Raw genomic sequence first — 19,304 nt, forward strand, 5'->3', positions numbered from 1 at the left:
AAAATGTTCGTCATTCTGTAAATGCTCGTCTGAAAACTTTCTTGCCATTTTCAAACAAAAAAGCCTAGATGACCTAGACTTTTTGATAAACAATATTCCCAGAAGCGATAGTCAACAGAACTTCGCCTTTTAATAAATCACCAACAAATGGAGAGTTTGAGGATTTTGAAGCAAAAGTCTCTCCAACCAGTCGTTGTGCATATGGATCAAACAAGACCAAATCTGCTGGACCATCTTCAGCCAAGTAACCCGCATCCAAGCCATACAAACGAGCTGGATTCAGGGTCATCTTTTCTAGCAAGTCCATCAAGCTGAGATGTCCTTCTTCAACTAAGTAGGTCAAGCCCAAGGAAAGCGAGGTCTCAAGACCTGTCATGCCAGAAGGAGCTTGCGTGATGTCTAAAACAGCCTTTTCGTCCGCATGGTGCGGTGCATGGTCTGTCGCAATTATCGAAATGACCCCTGATTTCAACCCTTCAATCACAGCCAATCGATCCGACTCTGTCCGAAGCGGAGGATTCATCTTGGCATTGGCTCCCTTGGTCAGGAGCAGGTCTTCTGTTCGTGAAAAATGCTGGGGAGCAACTTCCGCCGATACTTGGGCGCCCAATCCTTGGGCAAAGGCCACAACCTTGACTGATTCAGCTTTTGATAGGTGCTGGATATGGACTTTTGCACCTGTTTCATACGCAATCATGGCATCTCGTGCAATCATGCTATACTCAGCCAGACCAGTTGCACCACAGACATGAAAATGCTTGGCAGCAATTCCTTCATTTAATCCCAAAATTCCATTTAAATCAGGATCTTCTTCATGTAAACTGATGAGCATGTCTTGTTTTTTTGCTTCTTGCATGGCAGTACGAACAACCGCCGCATTAGTCAATGGGATGCCATCATCAGACAAGGCAACAGCGCCAGCCTTTTTCAAAGCGGCAAAATCCGTGATATTTTTCCCATCAAACTGATTGGTAACCGTTGCAACGCTATAAATATGGATGGCTTCTTTTTGAGCTGACACCAAGACTTCCTGCAAGGTTTCAACTGTCGAGATTGTTGGATTGGTGTTGGCCATCATCACTACCGATGTAAAGCCACCCGCTGCTGCTGACAAGGCACCTGTGTGAATATCTTCTTTATGGGTCTGACCAGGTTCTCTAAAGTGAACATGGACATCAACCAGCCCTGGAGCGACAACCAGTCCAGTCGCATCAATAACTTCACAATCCTTACCGTCCAGCTGCTCTGCTATTTTTACTATCTTTTGACCATCGATTAGGATATCACACACCTTATCAACTTGCGACTTTGGATCTAAAACCCGACCATTTTTAATCAATAGCATAAAACGTCTCCTTTATCTAGTGCTTTGAAGCAAGGCAGTAACCTCTCTAAGAGTGAGTCCAATCGATTTCCTGAACTCCATTGGCTCTTAGAAAGGTATTGGTTTGAGAAAAGGGCTTGCTACCAAAAAATCCACGGTAGGCTGATAGAGGACTCGGGTGGGCAGACTCGATAATCAGATGGCGTGAATTGGTAATCAGAGCCTTTTTCTTTCGAGCATATGCTCCCCAGAGGATATAAACCACCGGTTGCTCCAAGTTATTCACCACCTGGATGATCGCATCAGTAAAGGGCTCCCAAACTTGACCTGCATGCCCATTGGCATTGCCAGCAGGTACAGTCAGACAGGCATTGAGCAAGAGAACTCCTTGTTGCGCCCACGATGTCAAATCATGGCTTGCTTTCACCCCTACATCTTCCGCTAGTTCTTTTAGGATATTTTGGAGAGAAGGCGGAGCGGGTACGCTTTCTGGAACTGAAAAGGACAAACCTTGAGCCTGACCAGGTCCGTGATAGGGATCTTGCCCTAGAATCACGACCTTGACATCTTCTAAGGCAGTTTCCTGAATGGCAGCGAAAACTTTTTCACGAGGTGGATAAATCGTCCCACTTGCATAGACAGTATCTAGAAACTGATTGATTTTCCCAAAATAGTGCTCAGGTAATTGAGCCTTAATCTGTTCATGCCAGGCAGAATGTTGCATCACAACTCCTTATTTATTTTTTTCTTTGATCAAGTAGATAGGGCGTTTTTTCGTTTCCATAAAGACTTTTGCTAGGTACTTCCCTAAAATACCAATCGTCATCAATTGGAGCCCACCTAAAAAGAGGATAATACAAATAGTCGATGGCCAGCCGATTGTCGGATCTCCGAAAACTAAGGTCTTAACAACCACTACCACCATGAGCAAGAGAGAGAGTAAGAAGGTGAAAAATCCAACAAATGAAGCGATATTAAGCGGAGCTTCGGAAAAGTTGATAATCCCTTCTATCGAATAGGACAAGAGCGACCAGAAAGACCAACTTGTCTCCCCTGCTACACGCTCAACATTTTGGTAAGGAAGGTACTTGGTCTCAAACCCAACCCAGGCAAAAATGCCTTTTGAAAAGCGGTTGTATTCCGACACTTCTAAGATAGCATCCACCATCTGCCGTCTCATCAAACGAAAATCTCGAGCTCCATCAACCACCTCTACTTGACTGATTTTGTTCATCAAGGCATAAAAAAGTTTTGCAAAAAAACTCCGAATAGGAGGCTCACCATCACGATTGACACGACGTGTTCCGACACAATCCAGCTCTGCATCCGCATCTAACATGGTCTTCATTTCAATCAGCATACGTGGAGGATCTTGTAAATCAACATCCATGACTGTCACAAATTCACCAGTTGACTCCTTCAAACCTGCATAGAGAGCAGCTTCTTTGCCAAAATTGCGTGAAAAAGACAGGTATTTCACAGCTGGATCCTTGCTGGAAACTTCTCGTAAAACAGCAAGCGTCTGATCTTTAGAACCATCATTTACAAAAATATATTCAAATACCTCTCCCATTTCCAAACGCACGGCTTCCATGGCCTGATAAAAGATGGGAATAGAGGCTTCTTCATTGTAACAAGGTACGATTACTGAGATCATTTTCTACCTTCTTTCTTTACTAAATCTGACCAGCCAAAGGCTGCCATAAAGACAATTTGAGGTAGGAATTGAAGCAAGTAGCGCGCCTTACCACCTTCAAAAATCATCAAAAAGAGAATACCACCAAACACCGTCAAGATAACAAATTGCCTTCTTTCATCTGGTACATAGTGCGTAACAGAATACACCAAGCCAATCACCAACAAAATCCAACAAATTTGTTTCACCAGCTGATAGACCTTAAAATTTTCCCCATCCTTTTCCAAGATCGTTTCTCGCACCCATTGGGCAAGCACGTTATTTTGAGTAAGCGGATAGAGCGGAGAGATGTAGGTAGTCTTTTCCAATTCTGGACTACGATAAATCCAATTCAAGGTCCCGTCGTATAAAGTGTTGTTCAACTTGACCACCAAATGCTGGGCAAAGGTCCAAACAGTGTATTCTGACAAACGGCGCTTGATTTCTGCCCATTCATTTTTATTGGCAAACATTCCGTTGTTATAGACAGTATGCAGGTCTTCATCAATGTAGGTCAAAAGCCCTGCCTTCATGTCCTCTTGATCCGTTCCTGTATAGGTCAAACCAAGGTTGATAAAGGTCAACCAACTCTTAGCCAAGGCCTCATCTTGCATGATAATAACTTCCCTTTGCTCTTGTTCTATAATGGTTTTTCCACCGTAGAATAAACCAAAACTAATTAAAAAGAGAGAAAATGAGAGCATCAATTTCTTCCAGTTACCTTTTAACAACAAAACCATGAAAAAGGCAATAATGGAAATCGCAGCAGTTGGTCTAAAGGTAAAGGCTAGACTTGCTGCCAAGCCCAAACCAAACATGTTCTTCCACGACACCGTCTCTGATTGCAGGGCTTTCAAAATCAAGTAAACTTGAAGCGCCAAAAAAGGCAAGCCCGCAACATCCGTGTACGTTTGAATGACATAGGGAGAAAATCCTAACATCAACATGTAAAATGTAAAGGCCATATCCGCCAATTGTTGGTCTAGAAAGTCCTTACCAGCTCGATATAAAATGAGAGCTGTTGCATTCATACAGATAAAACCGATGGCTTCTAAAACCCAAATCGTCCACTCACCAAAAAGATGATAAAGCCAGCGCTCCGCTAAAAATAAAGACAAGTTGTTGGGATTGCGCGACAAATAACTCGAAATGGACAAGTCTGGCAAGATTTTTAGGGCACCATTCAAGACAACTGCCGCATCGGAACGGACCAGCAGGTTTGCTGAAAACAAGACCAGTAATTGAAACAGCAGAGCTGCAACCATAACCCATGGCTTACGTGCCATCAAGTATCTCCAGCAGGCCTTGACCCAGTCACGTTTGCGAACAGCTAAAAAGCCAAAAATCAGACTAGCCAATCCTGCAAGCCAAGAAAGGTTAAATAGAAAATATAGGGCTGTGCCCAACCAAAAAATAGTCAGCACTAGCATGCATTTTTGCAAAATGGAAAAGAAATATCTATACATGAAAAAAATTATACCATTTTCATGAATTTCTTCCCACTAAACATGCGCAGATTTTCTTAATCTTGCCAATCCTCTTGATTTTGGCGGAATTTTTTCAAGAGACTGAGTCCGTCCACATTGATATACCCCTGCACTTTTGCCACCTTGATGAGCTCAGAATAATCGCAGAGCGTAACCAGTTTGACACCAGCATTATCAAAATTTCGGTCTGCCTTCGGAAGCTGGTAGGTGAAAATTGCCACCACACCAAGCACTTCTGCCCCTTCTCGTTCTGCAGCTGCAACGGCATCTAAAACAGAGCCACCGGTTGAAATCAAGTCTTCAATCACAACCATTTTTTGCCCTTTAACAATACGGCCCTCAACCTGATTGCCTGCGCCGTGCTCCTTTGCTTTGCTTCGAATGTAGGCAAATGGCAGGTTCATGCGGTCAGCCACAATCGCACCATGAGGAATTCCAGCTGTTGCAGTTCCTGCAATGACTTCGACCTCTGGAAATTCTGCCTTGATTGCTTGAACAAAGCCATCTTCAATCAAGTTGCGTGTATCTGGATAGGATAAGGTGATGCGATTGTCTGTGTAGATAGGAGATTTGATGCCTGAAGCCCAAGTAAATGGCTTGTCGGGCTGCAAATAAACTGCTTTAATATCCAATAAGTGCGATGCGATTTTACTTGAAAGTGTCATAATTTTACTCCTTTTCTATATCATTTCGATCCAGGAATCGAAATACTGTTCTAAAAAATGTGTTGCTTCTGTGATTTGTGTCAAACTAACCACTTCATCTGCTCCTGTCAGGACCCACTTGTCTTCATTATCATCTCGCCGATGAATGACAGCAGCCAGTCGACCTTCAAAGTGCGTCACTGCCTGCTCAACGGCTCTTGAAAGGACGTAGACATCCTGCTCTTCACCGTCACCAGCTATGAGGTTGGGAATGTAGCCGTAGTTAAGTAGATACACATTTCCCCAAGAATCTTGATAGCCTAGCGGACGGTCAATCACTGCCTGATAAATCTTACTGGTCATGACCACTCCACTCCTGCTTGATAGCCTGATAGGCCTGAAGAGGATTTTCCGCCTGCGTAATCGGACGGCCGACCACAATATAGGAAGATCCAATCTCCGCTGCCTGACGGGGTGTCATGATGCGTTTTTGATCTCCGATGTCACTGCCCGCTGGTCGAATGCCTGGTGTCAGACAGATGAAGTCTGGCTGGGTAACCTCTCTGATAAGACCAACTTCTTGAGCTGAACAGACGACACCGTCTAAACCGGCCCTGTCTGCTAACCGAGCGTAGTGGACGACGGACTCCTGCAAACTGGTCTGAATGTTCTGGTCACTCTGCATTTGCTCCTCCGAAGTGGACGTCAACTGGGTCACTGCAATCAAGCAAGCCTGCTGCCCTAGTCCCCTCCGAGCCGCCTGCATCATCTCCAGTCCACCTGCTGCGTGGACATTGGTCATATCGACACCCAGCGTCGCTAGTATCCGCATGGCCGACTCAACCGTATGTGGAATATCATGCAATTTCAAATCTAAAAATATCCGATGACCTAGTGACTTGATATAACGAATAACCGCTGGACCTTCCGCATAATACAGCTCCATCCCAACCTTGACAAAGAGATGCTCATCTGCTGGAAACTGAGCTAGAAAGGCCTTGACCTCTTCTAAACTGGCAAAATCTAAGGCGATAATTGGGGATAATTCTCTCATAAGACCTCCAAAATTCAGACACAAAAACCCCTGCCAAATCAGCAAGGGTTGCACCAAAAGAGAGTGAGAGCCTAGACTCCGCCTCTATTTATCCTGTGACCCTTCTTCGCCTCTCTGGACTCAGTTAAAGGTTTTTAACTATTTCTATACTACTCTTTTATTTGGTGCTTGTCAATGATCAGCCCAACCCAGGTCAGACTGTACAAGTCGACGCAAACTTTCCAAACTCTCGATTCCATACGCATCCATCCTCTCAGGTAGCTGATCAATAATCTTGGGACAGGCGAATGGATCTGTAAAATTGGCAGTCCCTACACCAATCGCTGACGCCCCAGCCATCATCATTTCAAGGGCAGCGTCAGCTGAATCAACACCCCCCATACCAATAATTGGCAGACGAGTTGTTTGCGCAACCTGTCGGATGAGTTTTAGAGCGACAGGAAAAATAGCGGGACCTGACATGCCACCTGTTCCATTTGCCAAAATCGGTTGTCTATTTTTGAGATGGAACCGCATGCCTACAAGGGTATTGATCATGGTGAGTCCTGCTGCACCAGCATCTTCAGCCGCCTTAGCAAGTTGGGTAATATCTGCCACACTTGGTGTTAACTTGACATAAATTGGTACAGATGCAGCATCTACCGCCGCCTTTACAGCTGCATAGGCCAATTCAGGAACTTGCCCAATCAGCAAGCCATTGTTGCCATGATCTACATTGGGACAGGAAATATTGAGTTCAATGGCTTTGACATTCGGAGCCTGTGAAATCTTTCCTGATACATAGGCATATTCGTCGTTTGAAAAACCAGCGACATTGGCAATAATTGGTAATGATGGATAGTGATTAGCTAACCAGGGAAGCTTTTCAGCCAGGACCACATCCACTCCTGGATTTTGCAGACCGATGGCATTGAGCATACCTGCCGGTGTCTCTGCGACTCGAGGTGTTGGATTGCCATAGCGAGGATGTCGAGTTGTCGCTTTTATCATGATGGATCCAAGGCGATTTAAGTCATAAAATTCCGCAAATTCTTGCCCAAATCCAAAGCAGCCAGATGCGGGAATAATGGGATTTTTCAACTCTAAACCTGGTAAGGAAACAGTCAGTAGATTTTTCATGCTTTACCTCCTAATAAGGACAGACTGCCAGTCTCAAAAACTGGCCCTTCTTTACACACTCGGACATTTTCATGTTTTTTCCCCTGCTTAGGCTTGACAACACAGGCATAGCAGGCTCCTGTGCCACATGCCATCCGCCCCTCAAGAGACAAATAAGCATGGGGATGGTCCTGAAAAGTCTTATCCAGATAAACTAACATCCCCGCTGCACCGCAAGAATAGATGGCTTGAAAGTCTTCTTTCAAGTTATCAATCACCTTTGCGACAGTTCCTTCCTGACCGTAGCTTCCGTCATCAGTGGTCACCAGTACATCACCATAAGTTGACAGTTCTTCTTCTAAGATGACCGCATCCTTATGAGCAAATCCAATGACTGATAAAACGCGACATCCTTTTTGAGCAGCCTCTTTTGCGACTTGAACCAGAGGGGGAACACCAATCCCTCCTCCAACCAAAAGAACAGCTCTGCCTTTTTCCAAAAAGTCAGTCGGAAATCCCTTACCCAAGGGGCCCAGAACATCCAGGGTCTGGCCCACTGTCATTTTGGAGAAATAATCCGTCCCTCGTCCTTCCACTCGATAAATCAGGCGGCACTGTCTTGCTGCGGTGTCAATCTGTGAAATCGAAAGAGGTCTGCGGAGAACCATGGACTGGTCAGGAACTCGAATATGAACAAATTGGCCACAGGACATGCTCTTAACCATATCGCCTTCTAAGATGAGGGAAAAAATCCCTTTGGCAATCTCCTGCTGCTCAACAATCACTAAATCTTCTTTTAACGCCATCTGTACTCCTTTTCTATTTTCAGGGAAAACAGAAAGGTCGATAGAGAGAAAAAACCTTGCTGGCTAGCAAGGTTACACGAAAAAAGGCAGAATGTGCCTTCTTATTCCTGTTTCCTTCTTCGCCTCTCTGGACTCAGTTAAAGGTTTATTGTTGGCATTATACATTTTTCTTATATTTTTGTCAATTCATGGTACAATAGAATTATGAGAATACAACAGTTACATTACATTATCAAGATTGCCGAAACAGGCAGTATGAACGAAGCTTCAAAGCAGTTATTTATCACCCAGCCAAGCCTGTCTAATGCCGTACGAGACTTGGAAAGAGAGATGGGAATCAAGATTTTCTACCGCAATCCAAAAGGAATTACCTTGACCAAGGATGGTATGGAATTTCTTTCCTATGCTCGTCAGGTGGTTGAACAGACTGAGCTACTAGAAGAACGCTATAAAAATCCTGGTGCCAAGCGGAAACTCTTTAGTGTCTCCTCTCAACACTACGCGTTTGTAGTCAATGCCTTCGTCTCTCTCTTAAAAGAGACAGAGATGGAAGATTACGAGCTCTTCTTGCGGGAAACACGGACTTGGGAAATCATCGATGACGTGAAAAACTTCCGTTCAGAGATTGGCGTGCTATTCCTCAATAATTTTAACCGCGATGTCCTTTTAAAACTCTTGGACGACAATCGTCTTAGCCACACCCATCTTTTTACTGCCCATCCCCACGTTTTCGTCAGCAAGACCAATCCGCTCGCTCAAAAGGAAGTCTTGACCTTGGAGGACTTGGTTGATTTTCCGTATCTCAGTTATGAACAAGGGATTCACAATTCCTTCTATTTTTCAGAAGAAATTCTCTCTCAAGAACACCATAAAAAATCCATCGTCGTTTCTGACCGGGCGACTCTCTTCAATCTTTTGATTGGTTTGGATGGCTATACCATCGCAACTGGTATCCTTAATTCCAACCTAAATGGTGACAATATCGTGTCCATCCCACTTGATTACGATGACCAGATTGAGTTGGTCTATATCCAGCATGAAAAAACCATGTTATCGGATATGGGAGAACGCTTCATTAACTTCCTATTGGAAGAAGTAAAATTTGATTAACAAAACCGTTTTACTTGTTGTAGTACCAAGGATGAAAGTATTTCTGTAACTTTTCTATACGACTTTACAGAAATCGCTTTCATTCTTTTTTTATTTGTGCTATAATATACCTATCATATGTTTAAGGAGTGATGACATGGCACAAAATAAATTATTAGCTATGATTCTTGCTGGTGGACGAGGTACTCGTCTAGAGGGTTTGACAAAGAAAGTGGCCAAACCTGCTGTCGCATTCGGTGGTAAATACCGCATCATCGACTTCCCACTCAGTAACTGTGCAAACTCTGGTATTGATATCGTTGGTGTCTTGACCCAGTATGAACCAGTTTTGCTCAACTCTTATGTTGCCCAATCCCAACGTTGGGGATTGGATGTACAGGGTTCTGGTGTCTTTGTCCTCCCACCGAGTGAAAAAATTGAAGGCTTTGGACTCTACAAGGGTACAGCTGATGCCATTACACAAAACATCGACTTTATCGACCTTCATGATCCTGAGTATGTCTTGATTCTCTCTGGTGACCACATCTACAAGATGAATTACGATAAACTCCTTGATACGCACGTTCAAAATAAGGCGGATGCAACCATTGCGGTCATTGAAGTCCCACTCAAAGAAGCATCTCGCTTCGGCATTATGAACACGGATGAAAATTACCGCATTGAAGAATTCGAAGAAAAACCAGAAAATCCAAAGAGCAACCTAGCTTCGATGGGTATCTACATCTTCACTTGGAAGACGTTGAAAAAATACCTACAAGAAGACGACAAATTGGACACTTCTTCTCACGATTTTGGACATGATATTATTCCTAAATACTTAGCAGATGGCCGCAAGTTGATTGCTCATCCATTCCGTGGCTACTGGAAAGACGTGGGTACAGTCAACAGCCTTTGGGAATCCAACATGGACTTGATTGATCATGCAGGAGACCTAGATTTGTCAGACCGTACTTGGCGTATTTATTCAGAGGACAAGGGTTCTCCTGCTCAAGTAATTGGTTCTTCTGCTACTGTCAAATCAGCCTATATCGACAAGGGTGCAATTATTGATGGCTACGTAGAACACTCTGTGATTTCGACTGATGTTGAAGTTGAGCACGAAGCAGTTGTTAAAAACTCTGTTCTCCTTCCAGGTGCTGTCGTTGGTGAAGGCGCCTCTTTAGACTATGTCATCGTCGCAGAAAATGTCAAAATCGCTGCAGGCGTTACTCTAGCTGGAACAGAAGACCAAATTCTCCTCATTGATAAGAATGTAACCAAGTAAGAAAGGAAGCTTATGTTAAGAAATACTCTCGGAATCGTCAATATCGAAGGAAACAATGTTCATTTTGGTGATGTCATGGACCACCGCGGCGTACAAGCTTTCGGTTTCTTGGGACGCTATCGTTTAATCGACTTCCCACTTTCAAACATGTCAAACTCTGGAATCACAGAATTCCAAGTCTATATGCCTGCAAAAATGCGGTCGACTATCCAGCACGTAGGAACTGGTAAGCACTACAATATAAACAGCAAACGTGGCTCACTTCGTCTTTTAAATAGTGCGACTGATCCAAATTCCGTTTACCAACACGATATCAATGCCTTTTCAGAAAACATTCACTACATTGAAAATTCAACCAAAGAGTACGTCCTCATTGCACCTTCTTACTTTATCTACAGCCAAGATTTTACAAAGGTAATGGATGAGCATCAGGCAACAGGAGCAGACATTACCGTCTTGTATAAAAATGTATCAGATGCCAAAGAAAACTTTATTGGTTGTCAAACCTTGAAATTCGGTGACGATAAACGAGTTATTGCCTTCGAAGAGAACCACGGCAAATACAAAAACCGTCCCGTATCACTTGAAGCCTATATCATGAAACGCACTACCTTTATCGAGTTGATTACACGTGCCAACAAGGTGTCTTCTCTCTATTGGCTCAAAGATATTCTACGCGATATGGTGGACCAGTACAAAATCATGGGCTATGCACACCGTGACTTTGTTGCATGTATCAATACCGTTTCTTCTTACTTCAATACTCAGATTGAATTGATTGACCAAGACACGCGCAAACTCTTGTTTAAACACGATTGGCCAATCCACACACAAACAAGCGACAGTTCTCCAAGCCTTTATGGCCCACTCGCTGAAGTAAAACGTTGCTTGATTTCCAACGGTGCAAATATCAATGGTCAAGTCGAAAATTCTGTAATCGACCGGGATGTTGTCATCGAAGAAGGTGTTGTTGTCAAAAACTCCATCATCTTGAATGGTGTGACCATTAAGAGCGGCGCCAACATTGAGAATGCCATTATCGATAAATCAACTAAGATTATCCATCCAACAGATATCAAAGGAAGTACGACTTCACCTGCCTACTTAAAGGCTCACCAGATCATCTAGATAAGGAGTATCCATGACAAAAAAATCCGTTCTCTTTGTCGCATCTGAGGGACTGCCATTCATTAAAACAGGTGGCTTGGCCGATGTAATTGGTTCTCTACCAAAAGAGCTGGTTCATCAGGGCTTGGATGTTCGTGTCGTCCTTCCACTCTATAAAAAAATCGCCATCAACAACCATGCTGATTTCGATTATGTTTCTAGTTTTGATGTACGGGCTGGCGATATCCAATCAATGGCCAATGTCTATAGCCAGGTAGTTGACGGAGTAACCTTCTACTTCATCGAACACCGTGATTTCTTTGAACGGGATGAACTATATGGTTATGACGATGATGCCATGCGCTTTGGCTTCTTCCAGCATGCGACTTGTCGACTCTTGGAAGCCCTTCACTTCTTCCCAGATGTTATCCATAGCCATGACTGGCATGCTGCGGCTATCCCCTTCCTCTGCCGAACTTTCTATAGTTACCGCGAAGAATTCCGCCGCATCAAACACGTCTTTACCATCCATAATCTTGCCTTCCAAGGTATTTTCCATAAACAGGCCCTTTGGTCTGCTTTGGGAATGAATTATAGTTACTATCTCGATGGCATTGCTCGCTTCCATGATGATTGTATCAGCTTTATGAAGCTTGGTATCCTCTATGCAGATAAGGTGACAACTGTTTCTGAGACCTATGCTCGTGAAATCCTGACCGAAGAATTCGGTGAAAATATGCAGCATGTGCTAGAACTTCGGCGCCATGACCTCGTCGGTATTGTCAACGGTATTGATTACGATAGTTGGGACAGTCAAACAGATAAACTCTTGGTTGCGAACTATGGTCTCGCTAACCTTTCCGATAAGAAAAAGAACAAACTCGCACTCCAAGCTCAATTTGGCTTGCCACAAGACGAAAATGTTATCTTGGTCGGAATCGTATCACGCTTGACCTGGCAAAAAGGATTCTATCTATTAACAGAAGTTCTTGGCCATCTCCTTCAGGCTCAGGTGCAGTTTGTTATTCTAGGAAATGGTGAAACAGACATTGAAAATGCCTTCCATCACTTCAAGCATGCCTATCCTGAAAAATTTGCCTTCTACCGTGGCTACAATGAGCCTCTTGCTCATCAAATCTATGCAGCAAGCGACCTCTTCTTGATGCCGTCTATGTTTGAACCATGTGGAATCAGTCAGCTCATTTCCATGCACTACGGAACCCTACCTTTAGTTCGTGAGACAGGCGGTTTGGTTGACACTGTAACCCCATACCACATCGAAACCAAGGAAGGAACAGGCTTTAGTTTCGGAGGTAAGAACGCCTACAACATGAAACAAGTCTATGATTTTGCCCTTGAAACGTATTACACTCGTCCTGCCGATTGGGAAACTATGGTCAAAGAAGCCATGACAAGAGACTTTTCTTGGCAGGCTTCCGCCCAAAAATATATTTGGCTCTACGAGGAAATTACAGCCTAGAGAACCTCTAATCGTTCATTTGAAAAAAGACAAACCTTCAACAATCACACTGGTTGTTGGAGGTTTTTAGAAAAAGTATAGCTATTAGAGCATCCCTCTGAACTTTCAATTTCCAAATTCAAACAGGAAGTGGGATTCGTCTACTTACGCTTTCCCAAAATGACAAACTGCCAGCTAGGCTGGTTTTGTGAAAGGAGATATATGACCAATTTTAGTGATTTCGACCTCTACCTCATGCAGTCAGGTGAGCATAGCTCCCTCCATGATAAATTCGGTGCCCATTTTGTCAAAAAAGGGAACAAGATCTTGGGGACCCAGTTTACAGTCTATGCCCCAAATGCTGCCCAGGTATTTGTCATTGGAGATTTTAATGACTGGCAACGGACCCACCAGATGGAAAATCAGGGTCAAGGAATTTTCGGTCTCTACGTCCCAGATATCAAGTCCTTGGTATCCTATAAGTATCTATTGGTCACCCACCAGGGATGGGAACTATACAAGGCTGACCCTTTTGCGCGTTTTAGCCAACTGCGGCCAGATACCGCTTCCTTAACCTACAACAGCCGCTATAAATTTAAAGATGATGTCTGGATGTATGAGCGCGTTGATTACAACTTCAAAGAAGCACCCGTCTCCATCTACGAGGTTCATTTAGGTTCATGGAAACAGAAATTTGCAAATAAAAACGAATCGGGGGCACCTGCAGAAGCCTTTTATTCCTACAAGGAAATCACTCCGCTCTTGATTGACTATGTCAAAGAACACGGCTATACCCATATCGAACTCATGCCTGTCATGGAACATCCACTTGATGCATCTTGGGGCTACCAGGTAACTGGCTATTTCAGTCCAACTAGTCGCTACGGAAAGCCTGATGAACTAAAATACTTGGTGGATCAATGTCATCAAGCTGGTATTGGTGTGATTCTAGACTGGGTTCCTCTACATTTCTGCAAGGATGCTCACGGCCTCTACCAGTTTGATGGCAGCTGGTTGTATGAATACCCAGAGGAACACGACCGTGAAAACCGTCAGTGGGGAACTGCCAATTTTGACTTAGGAAAGGGATTCACACGCTCCTTCCTCCTTTCCAATATCAAATATTGGCTCAAGGAATTTCATTTTGATGGAATCCGTGTCGATGCCCTCTCCTACTTACTCTACTGGCGTGGAGAAACAGAAGAAAGTAAAATCAACCATTCCGCTGTTGAATTTATCAAACGGGTCAATGCCCTCGTTCATCAAGAATTCAAGGGTGTTCTCATGATTGCGGAAGACTCATCCAGCTATCCGAGAGTTACTCATCCACTCGACCAAGGTGGTATCGGATTCGATATGAAATGGGACCTGGGTTGGATGAACGATACCCTAAAATTCATGGAGCGACCGTCTATCTACCGCAAGCACCATTCTAATGAATTGACCTTCGGGATGTACTACAACCAAACCGAGCAATTCCTTTTGCCACTATCACACGATGAGGTGGTCCACGGAAAACTCTCCATCGTTGACAAGATGGATGGCAACTATGAAGATAAGTTCCACCTTGCCCGTGCCTATTACAGCTATTATTTTGCTCATCCAGGTAAAAAATTGCTCTTTATGGGCAATGAATGGGGCCATATCCGTGAATGGCATGAGTACACAGAAATGGACTGGACCTTGTTAAACTTCCCTGTTCACCAGTCCTTCCACCAGATGATGAAGGAACTAGCAACTTTCTATCGAAAACACGATGCCTTCTGGAAATACGACTACAAGGCTTATGAAAAAGGCTTCAACTGGGTTAAGATTGATCCTGAAGCCAATCTCTATGCTTTTTCTCGGACTAGTGATGATCAAGAGATTCTAGTTGTCAATAATTTTAATGACCAAGACCTTTATGATGTTCAGCTTGATCTGCCTGCTGATAGGGAATACAAACTTGTATTCTCATCTAACGCTCTTCCAATCGAGCCATTTACCATCTATCCAGACCAAACTGGTGTTAAGTTGACCATCCCTCGTTTGACAACCTATTACTTGCAAGCCAAAGTAGCTCCTTTGACTGACAAATAAAAATAAAAAAACTTGCATGGCAAGTTTTTTTATTTTGTTATTCTGAAACGGTGTAGGTTGCTGCTTCTTCTAAGAAGGTTTCAAACTCGCCTGAAGCAACGACTTCTTTGATAACCGCATCAATAGCTGCTTTCAAATCATCACTTCCTTTTGGCATGGCAATAACTTTTGAGTTCTCATCCGTTGTTGGGAAGCTGATATTAGCAACCGCAAGATCAGAGTTCTGTGAAACATAACCAGCTGCAACAGGAGAGTCCATCAAAACTGCTTCTACTTGACCTGATTTCAATTCATTGACTGCTTCACCCATTAAAGTTAAAGATACGATATTTGCCATGCTCATCTCAGCTTTGGCATAGGTTTCCTGAGTTGAACCTTTTTGTACCGCAAGGTTTTTACCTGATAAGGCATCTAGACTAGTATAGCTGTCCAAGTTTGATTGTTGAATCAACAAGACATCTTCGATTTGATAGTAGCTTTCAGAGAAATCGAAAACCTGAGCTCTTTCTTCTGAATAAGAAAGACCTGCAATAGCAATATCTACCTTGCCTGATTGTACACTTGACAAGACATTATCAAAACTCATAGATGAGATTTCAAGTTCAACACCCAACTCATCAGCGATTTTTTGTGCCAAGAGAATATCTGCTCCCACCACTTGGTTTTTTCCATCTACCAATGTTTGGAATTCAAATGGTGCATAGTCTGGGCTGGTTGCAACTACCAAGGTCCCTTTTTCTTGAATTTTTTCAAGAGTTGTTTGACTAGAATCAGTCGATGAAGAGCAAGCTGCCAAGCTAAAACCTGCTACCAGTGTAGTAGCTGCAAGTAAAAATTTTTTAATTCCCATATTATCATAATCCTTTGTTTCTTTTTCTTCCCCCCTAGATCCAATCTCTTAGGGATGAGTCTATTGTAAATGAATTTTATTCACTTGTCAACAAATTTGTTGTATTTTTATTCAATTCTTTTGCATATTTTTGCAAACATTCAAGTTTTTCTGGATAAAAACCTGCAAAATTGCTTACTTTCTTTTTATTTTTAACTTTTTCTAGTAGGATTTCTTGCATAGAAAATTAGTATATTATATAATATACTTGCAAATACAAAAAAATATAAGGAGAAGACATGCTAGAAATCGAACTCAAACAATTCTTTAGACAGAAAAAACTTGTTTTCCTCCTGTTTCTTCTAGGCGTTCTGCTTTTGGGCCAATCCCTTTATTTCTCCTACAACCATCAGGTAGCAAAAGAAGAAAAGGTTCAATACTACCAGCAATTCCTTTCCAGATTCGAGCATCTTGGGGATGAAATCGAGGCAGCCTACCAACAAGAGCTAATTGATGAGGCTAGCTATCAAGAGGAAAAAGAGTTTATTGAGGGCTATTTAGATACCTACAAAATGGAACTGGAAGCCGTTGAAAAGGAAGATTGGAATTATTTTTACACGAAAAATATTCAGAATCTCTTGAGAGATGGTGCTTATGTCTCCAGTAACTATGATAGTTATGATATTCCTAGCCAAACGATTGAAAATACTGTTGCAGTTTCCCGCTATCTAAAAGAGCACCAACTACCTACTGCCTTTCCTGTCGATTATTTCCTGACCGAATTTGATCAGTTTGAGACTGAGGCTGACAGGGAATTGATCTATCGTCTGGGCAAGCAGGCTCTAAAAGGTACTAGTCATCAGATTTGGTTTAGCTTGAAAGGTTGGGGAATTCTCTACCTACTTCCACTTTTTCTTCTGCTCTTTGCTGATTTTTATACAAAAGATCAAACAGGGCTCAATCGGCAACGGCGCTTCCTAAAAACTGTGGGCTTGTCACCTCGAACCATCATTAGTCACAAGGCCCTTGCCTTTCTTGGACTCTTCCTTTTCTCTTATCTGACTGTTTATTCTCTTCACTATTCAATCATTTTTCTGGTAAATGGCGCCTCTAGCTGGTCCTACCCTATCACTCACTATATCCCAAATGGAGCCGATACCTTTGTCCCTCATTCCCAGGTGGAACTAATCATCAAGCCGATTTATCAGGCAGTTTTGATCAGTTTTGGGCTTGAGCTTCTCTATCTCTTTTTAATCCTCGGTTTGGCTCAATTGGTGACACATGTGACAAAAAGTCCCTTGGCTGGCTGTCTATTGACCTTGGGTTTTGCTCTCGGAGGATCTTGGATCCAGCATCCTTTAAATCCTTTTGCCCTTTGGAATGCTGGCGCTATAGCAGATGGCAGCCTGCTGGTTCATACCAATAATCAGCATTTCTCTTTCTCCCATGCCTACCTTGTTCTTTCTATTGCAAGTTGCTTGGTCTATGGACTACTCTATTTCAGTCTCACTCACGATACTAGGGAGGTTTAAATGATGAAATTAGCCATTCACAATCTATCAAAAACCTATGGAAAACGTACCATTCTAGATCAATTGTCTCTAGAAATTGACCGACCAGGGATTTGGGCGCTTATCGGTCCAAACGGGGCAGGAAAAACAACCTTATTGGACTGCATCGCCAACCTCCAAACACCCGACCAAGGTAGCATTGACATTCTGGGACTGCCAAATACCGATCGAAAAATCTATCAAAAGTTTGCTTACTTACAAGACAACCGCATTCTCTACCCTGAATTAACTGGCTTAGAGCATTTAAAATTCGTTCAAAAGGCACAAGGCTTGGATAAAGAACGAACTGCACAGGTCATTGAAGAAATCGGAATTGCAGACTATGTCCATCGACCTGTCAAATCCTACTCACTAGGTATGAAGCAACACCTCTTGCTGGCTCTTGGAATCATGATTGAGCCTGAACTGATCCTCTTGGATGAACCACTCAATGGACTCGACCCAGCCAGCTATATCCAAACCCGGAATTTACTGCTAAAAATGGCAAAAAATGGATCAACAATCATCGTCTCCTCTCATCACCTCAACGAAGTGGATCAACTGACTGACCAGCTCCTTTTTTTGAAAAATGGTAAATTAATTGAACGAAGCTTATCGACAGTAGAGCAGGTTTATCAAATTGATACTAGTGACAATCAGTTAGCTTTTCAGGCTCTTTCAAAGACTTTTCCCCTCTACTTGAAAGACAATCTGATACAAATCGATAGTCATGAAATCAGTCTTGATCAGGTAATGCGGGCCCTGACAAGTCTCCCAATCCAATTACTCTCTATCCATCCTGTTCAAGGTCAAGCTGAGCGGCTCTATACAGAAATTTTCGGAGAGGAGAAAAAAGAATGAGCTTGTTTCCGTTTTTTCTACGACGTTTGCTGCGTCATCATATCCTGCTAATCTCCTTCTTAGCCATCAGTGGACTCGTTTTTGGGCTATCTTATCGCACCCTTTTTCAAGTCGACCAGTTGGCTCAGGAAGAACGACAAGAACTAATTCGTTTAAACAAGGAAAGTAGCCAAGCCCTCTTGCCAGAAAATCGAGCGAAGAAAGATTGGACAGCTGAGATGGAAAATCACTACCGAACAGTGATGCAATTATCGGCAGATTACCTAGAAAAAGAACACCTGGAAGGAAAAAGTCAAACGGTAGTCCGCCTACAATTGGAACTATACAGGCAACTACTGACTTGGAAACAAGCAGGACAGCAAGTATACGGTTTTACCCTGAACCAACTTCAGGAAGAAACCTTCCTTCTCGGCGAACTGGTCAGCAGGAACAAAATCCATCGCTATCAGAAAGCTCCCAAGGATTTCTACTTGTTATTAAGCAATCTCTTTCCATCTCTTTATTACATATTCCCCTTGCTGCTTATTGCTCATGCCCTTTGGTTGGTCATTTCCGACCGCAAACACCGCCGCAGTTTTTTAATCATGAATCAAATTAGCCCGGCTACCTACTCTACCCATCTCAGTTTGACCTGCTTGGTCCTAGGACTGGCTTGGTTCACTTGCTTATTGATAAGCTTATATATTTCTTCTCGTCTATTTTCCTTTAGCTTCCAACTAGACTATCCCATACTACAACCAGGCTTAACCAGCCAGCCTGTTTGGAAACAATTGATGGTATTCTCAGGTTATTTCTTTGCAATCTTGTTCAGCTCGACTTTGATAATCAAACTAGTGGCACAATGGCTACTTCTTTCAAGAAAAAGCTAAGCTTCAGACCTCCCCTTCTACCACTCTAAAATTATCATTCTATCATCAAAAAACTCCTAGAATTCTAGGAGTTTCACTGTATATTGAA

General features: G+C 43.0%; 19 protein-coding genes. 8 read left to right on the forward strand and 11 right to left on the reverse strand.

The features are described 5' to 3' along the window. Positions 1 to 73 precede the first annotated feature (73 nt). From JNG37_RS00405 to JNG37_RS00445, 9 genes are all read right to left on the reverse strand, one after another. Positions 74 to 1,345 carry a dihydroorotase gene (locus JNG37_RS00405; RefSeq protein WP_158454704.1) on the reverse strand — a complete coding sequence of 424 codons (1,272 nt, stop codon included), beginning with the start codon at positions 1,343 to 1,345 and terminating at the stop codon, positions 74 to 76. A gap of 46 nt (positions 1,346 to 1,391) precedes the next feature. Continuing rightward, positions 1,392 to 2,048, reverse strand: a complete 657-nt coding sequence (locus JNG37_RS00410; protein ID WP_158454702.1) for a uracil-DNA glycosylase — start codon at positions 2,046 to 2,048, stop codon at positions 1,392 to 1,394. A 9-nt stretch (positions 2,049 to 2,057) separates the two neighbouring features. Further along, entirely contained in the window at positions 2,058 to 2,981 is a 924-nt protein-coding gene (locus tag JNG37_RS00415) for a glycosyltransferase family 2 protein (RefSeq protein WP_158454700.1), read from the reverse strand. Then, positions 2,978 to 4,429 carry a glycosyltransferase family 39 protein gene (locus tag JNG37_RS00420; RefSeq protein ID WP_238336204.1) on the reverse strand — a complete coding sequence of 484 codons (1,452 nt, stop codon included), beginning with the start codon at positions 4,427 to 4,429 and terminating at the stop codon, positions 2,978 to 2,980. The genes JNG37_RS00415 and JNG37_RS00420 overlap by 4 nt, the downstream gene beginning before the upstream one ends. 92 nt (positions 4,430 to 4,521) lie before the next feature. Continuing rightward, positions 4,522 to 5,151, reverse strand: a complete 630-nt coding sequence (gene pyrE / locus JNG37_RS00425) for an orotate phosphoribosyltransferase (RefSeq protein ID WP_158454696.1) — start codon at positions 5,149 to 5,151, stop codon at positions 4,522 to 4,524. A gap of 15 nt (positions 5,152 to 5,166) precedes the next feature. Then, positions 5,167 to 5,493: an inorganic diphosphatase gene (locus tag JNG37_RS00430; RefSeq protein ID WP_158454694.1), complete on the reverse strand. Its 327-nt coding sequence runs from the start codon at positions 5,491 to 5,493 to the stop codon at positions 5,167 to 5,169. Next, positions 5,483 to 6,184 (reverse strand): orotidine-5'-phosphate decarboxylase, encoded by a 702-nt coding sequence (gene pyrF / locus JNG37_RS00435; protein ID WP_158454692.1) that lies wholly within the window; start codon positions 6,182 to 6,184, stop codon positions 5,483 to 5,485. The genes JNG37_RS00430 and pyrF overlap by 11 nt, the downstream gene beginning before the upstream one ends. A gap of 171 nt (positions 6,185 to 6,355) precedes the next feature. After that, positions 6,356 to 7,303 (reverse strand): dihydroorotate dehydrogenase, encoded by a 948-nt coding sequence (locus JNG37_RS00440; protein WP_158454690.1) that lies wholly within the window; start codon positions 7,301 to 7,303, stop codon positions 6,356 to 6,358. Then, positions 7,300 to 8,088: a dihydroorotate dehydrogenase electron transfer subunit gene (locus JNG37_RS00445; protein ID WP_158454688.1), complete on the reverse strand. Its 789-nt coding sequence runs from the start codon at positions 8,086 to 8,088 to the stop codon at positions 7,300 to 7,302. Before JNG37_RS00445 ends, JNG37_RS00440 begins: the two co-directional genes overlap by 4 nt. 204 nt (positions 8,089 to 8,292) lie before the next feature. Between JNG37_RS00445 and JNG37_RS00450 the strand changes: the two genes are divergently transcribed. The 5 genes from JNG37_RS00450 to glgB all read left to right on the forward strand — a co-directional run bounded on the left by JNG37_RS00450 (position 8,293) and on the right by glgB (position 15,107). Further along, the gene (locus JNG37_RS00450; RefSeq protein ID WP_158454686.1) at positions 8,293 to 9,198 is read left to right on the forward strand and encodes a LysR family transcriptional regulator; all 906 of its coding nucleotides are present in this window, start codon (positions 8,293 to 8,295) and stop codon (positions 9,196 to 9,198) included. A 136-nt stretch (positions 9,199 to 9,334) separates the two neighbouring features. After that, the gene (locus JNG37_RS00455; RefSeq protein WP_158454684.1) at positions 9,335 to 10,462 is read left to right on the forward strand and encodes a glucose-1-phosphate adenylyltransferase; all 1,128 of its coding nucleotides are present in this window, start codon (positions 9,335 to 9,337) and stop codon (positions 10,460 to 10,462) included. A 12-nt stretch (positions 10,463 to 10,474) separates the two neighbouring features. Further along, complete coding sequence (gene glgD / locus JNG37_RS00460; protein WP_158454682.1) at positions 10,475 to 11,590, forward strand: glucose-1-phosphate adenylyltransferase subunit GlgD; 1,116 nt, start codon at positions 10,475 to 10,477, stop codon at positions 11,588 to 11,590. A 13-nt stretch (positions 11,591 to 11,603) separates the two neighbouring features. After that, complete coding sequence (gene glgA / locus JNG37_RS00465; protein ID WP_158454680.1) at positions 11,604 to 13,049, forward strand: glycogen synthase GlgA; 1,446 nt, start codon at positions 11,604 to 11,606, stop codon at positions 13,047 to 13,049. A gap of 201 nt (positions 13,050 to 13,250) precedes the next feature. After that, complete coding sequence (gene glgB, locus JNG37_RS00470) at positions 13,251 to 15,107, forward strand: 1,4-alpha-glucan branching protein GlgB (protein ID WP_158454678.1); 1,857 nt, start codon at positions 13,251 to 13,253, stop codon at positions 15,105 to 15,107. Between the two features lie 37 nt (positions 15,108 to 15,144). Here the strand turns inward: glgB and JNG37_RS00475 are convergent, their stop codons facing one another. Beyond that, a complete protein-coding gene (locus JNG37_RS00475; protein WP_158455328.1) occupies positions 15,145 to 15,951 on the reverse strand; it encodes an ABC transporter substrate-binding protein in 807 nt (268 codons plus the stop codon). A gap of 82 nt (positions 15,952 to 16,033) precedes the next feature. Next, positions 16,034 to 16,177 (reverse strand): hypothetical protein, encoded by a 144-nt coding sequence (locus JNG37_RS00480; RefSeq protein WP_187321591.1) that lies wholly within the window; start codon positions 16,175 to 16,177, stop codon positions 16,034 to 16,036. 58 nt (positions 16,178 to 16,235) lie between these two features. Here JNG37_RS00480 and JNG37_RS00485 point away from each other — a divergent pair, with 58 nt between their 5' ends. From JNG37_RS00485 to JNG37_RS00495, 3 genes are read left to right on the forward strand one after another with little or no spacing between them, the layout of a single operon-like run. Continuing rightward, the gene (locus JNG37_RS00485) at positions 16,236 to 17,468 is read left to right on the forward strand and encodes a hypothetical protein (protein ID WP_158454676.1); all 1,233 of its coding nucleotides are present in this window, start codon (positions 16,236 to 16,238) and stop codon (positions 17,466 to 17,468) included. Continuing rightward, complete coding sequence (locus tag JNG37_RS00490) at positions 17,469 to 18,347, forward strand: ABC transporter ATP-binding protein (RefSeq protein WP_238336206.1); 879 nt, start codon at positions 17,469 to 17,471, stop codon at positions 18,345 to 18,347. Continuing rightward, the gene (locus JNG37_RS00495; protein WP_158454674.1) at positions 18,344 to 19,216 is read left to right on the forward strand and encodes a hypothetical protein; all 873 of its coding nucleotides are present in this window, start codon (positions 18,344 to 18,346) and stop codon (positions 19,214 to 19,216) included. The genes JNG37_RS00490 and JNG37_RS00495 overlap by 4 nt, the downstream gene beginning before the upstream one ends. Positions 19,217 to 19,304: the final 88 nt, after the last annotated feature.

The organism is Streptococcus suis (assembly GCF_016775005.1).
GTDB lineage: Bacteria > Bacillota > Bacilli > Lactobacillales > Streptococcaceae > Streptococcus > Streptococcus suivaginalis.

Coding starts and splice junctions, on each gene's coding strand:
- JNG37_RS00415 (WP_158454700.1), bottom strand. CDS start 2,981: ATGATCTCAGTAATCGTACCTTGTTACAATGAAGAAGCCTCTATTCCC.
- JNG37_RS00430 (WP_158454694.1), bottom strand. CDS start 5,493: ATGACCAGTAAGATTTATCAGGCAGTGATTGACCGTCCGCTAGGCTAT.
- JNG37_RS00485 (WP_158454676.1), top strand. CDS start 16,236: ATGCTAGAAATCGAACTCAAACAATTCTTTAGACAGAAAAAACTTGTT.
- pyrF (WP_158454692.1), bottom strand. CDS start 6,184: ATGAGAGAATTATCCCCAATTATCGCCTTAGATTTTGCCAGTTTAGAA.
- glgB (WP_158454678.1), top strand. CDS start 13,251: ATGACCAATTTTAGTGATTTCGACCTCTACCTCATGCAGTCAGGTGAG.
- JNG37_RS00490 (WP_238336206.1), top strand. CDS start 17,469: ATGATGAAATTAGCCATTCACAATCTATCAAAAACCTATGGAAAACGT.
- JNG37_RS00480 (WP_187321591.1), bottom strand. CDS start 16,177: ATGCAAGAAATCCTACTAGAAAAAGTTAAAAATAAAAAGAAAGTAAGC.
- JNG37_RS00420 (WP_238336204.1), bottom strand. CDS start 4,429: ATGCTAGTGCTGACTATTTTTTGGTTGGGCACAGCCCTATATTTTCTA.
- pyrE (WP_158454696.1), bottom strand. CDS start 5,151: ATGACACTTTCAAGTAAAATCGCATCGCACTTATTGGATATTAAAGCA.
- glgD (WP_158454682.1), top strand. CDS start 10,475: ATGTTAAGAAATACTCTCGGAATCGTCAATATCGAAGGAAACAATGTT.
- glgA (WP_158454680.1), top strand. CDS start 11,604: ATGACAAAAAAATCCGTTCTCTTTGTCGCATCTGAGGGACTGCCATTC.
- JNG37_RS00445 (WP_158454688.1), bottom strand. CDS start 8,088: ATGGCGTTAAAAGAAGATTTAGTGATTGTTGAGCAGCAGGAGATTGCC.
- JNG37_RS00410 (WP_158454702.1), bottom strand. CDS start 2,048: ATGCAACATTCTGCCTGGCATGAACAGATTAAGGCTCAATTACCTGAG.
- JNG37_RS00405 (WP_158454704.1), bottom strand. CDS start 1,345: ATGCTATTGATTAAAAATGGTCGGGTTTTAGATCCAAAGTCGCAAGTT.
- JNG37_RS00440 (WP_158454690.1), bottom strand. CDS start 7,303: ATGAAAAATCTACTGACTGTTTCCTTACCAGGTTTAGAGTTGAAAAAT.
- JNG37_RS00495 (WP_158454674.1), top strand. CDS start 18,344: ATGAGCTTGTTTCCGTTTTTTCTACGACGTTTGCTGCGTCATCATATC.
- JNG37_RS00450 (WP_158454686.1), top strand. CDS start 8,293: ATGAGAATACAACAGTTACATTACATTATCAAGATTGCCGAAACAGGC.
- JNG37_RS00455 (WP_158454684.1), top strand. CDS start 9,335: ATGGCACAAAATAAATTATTAGCTATGATTCTTGCTGGTGGACGAGGT.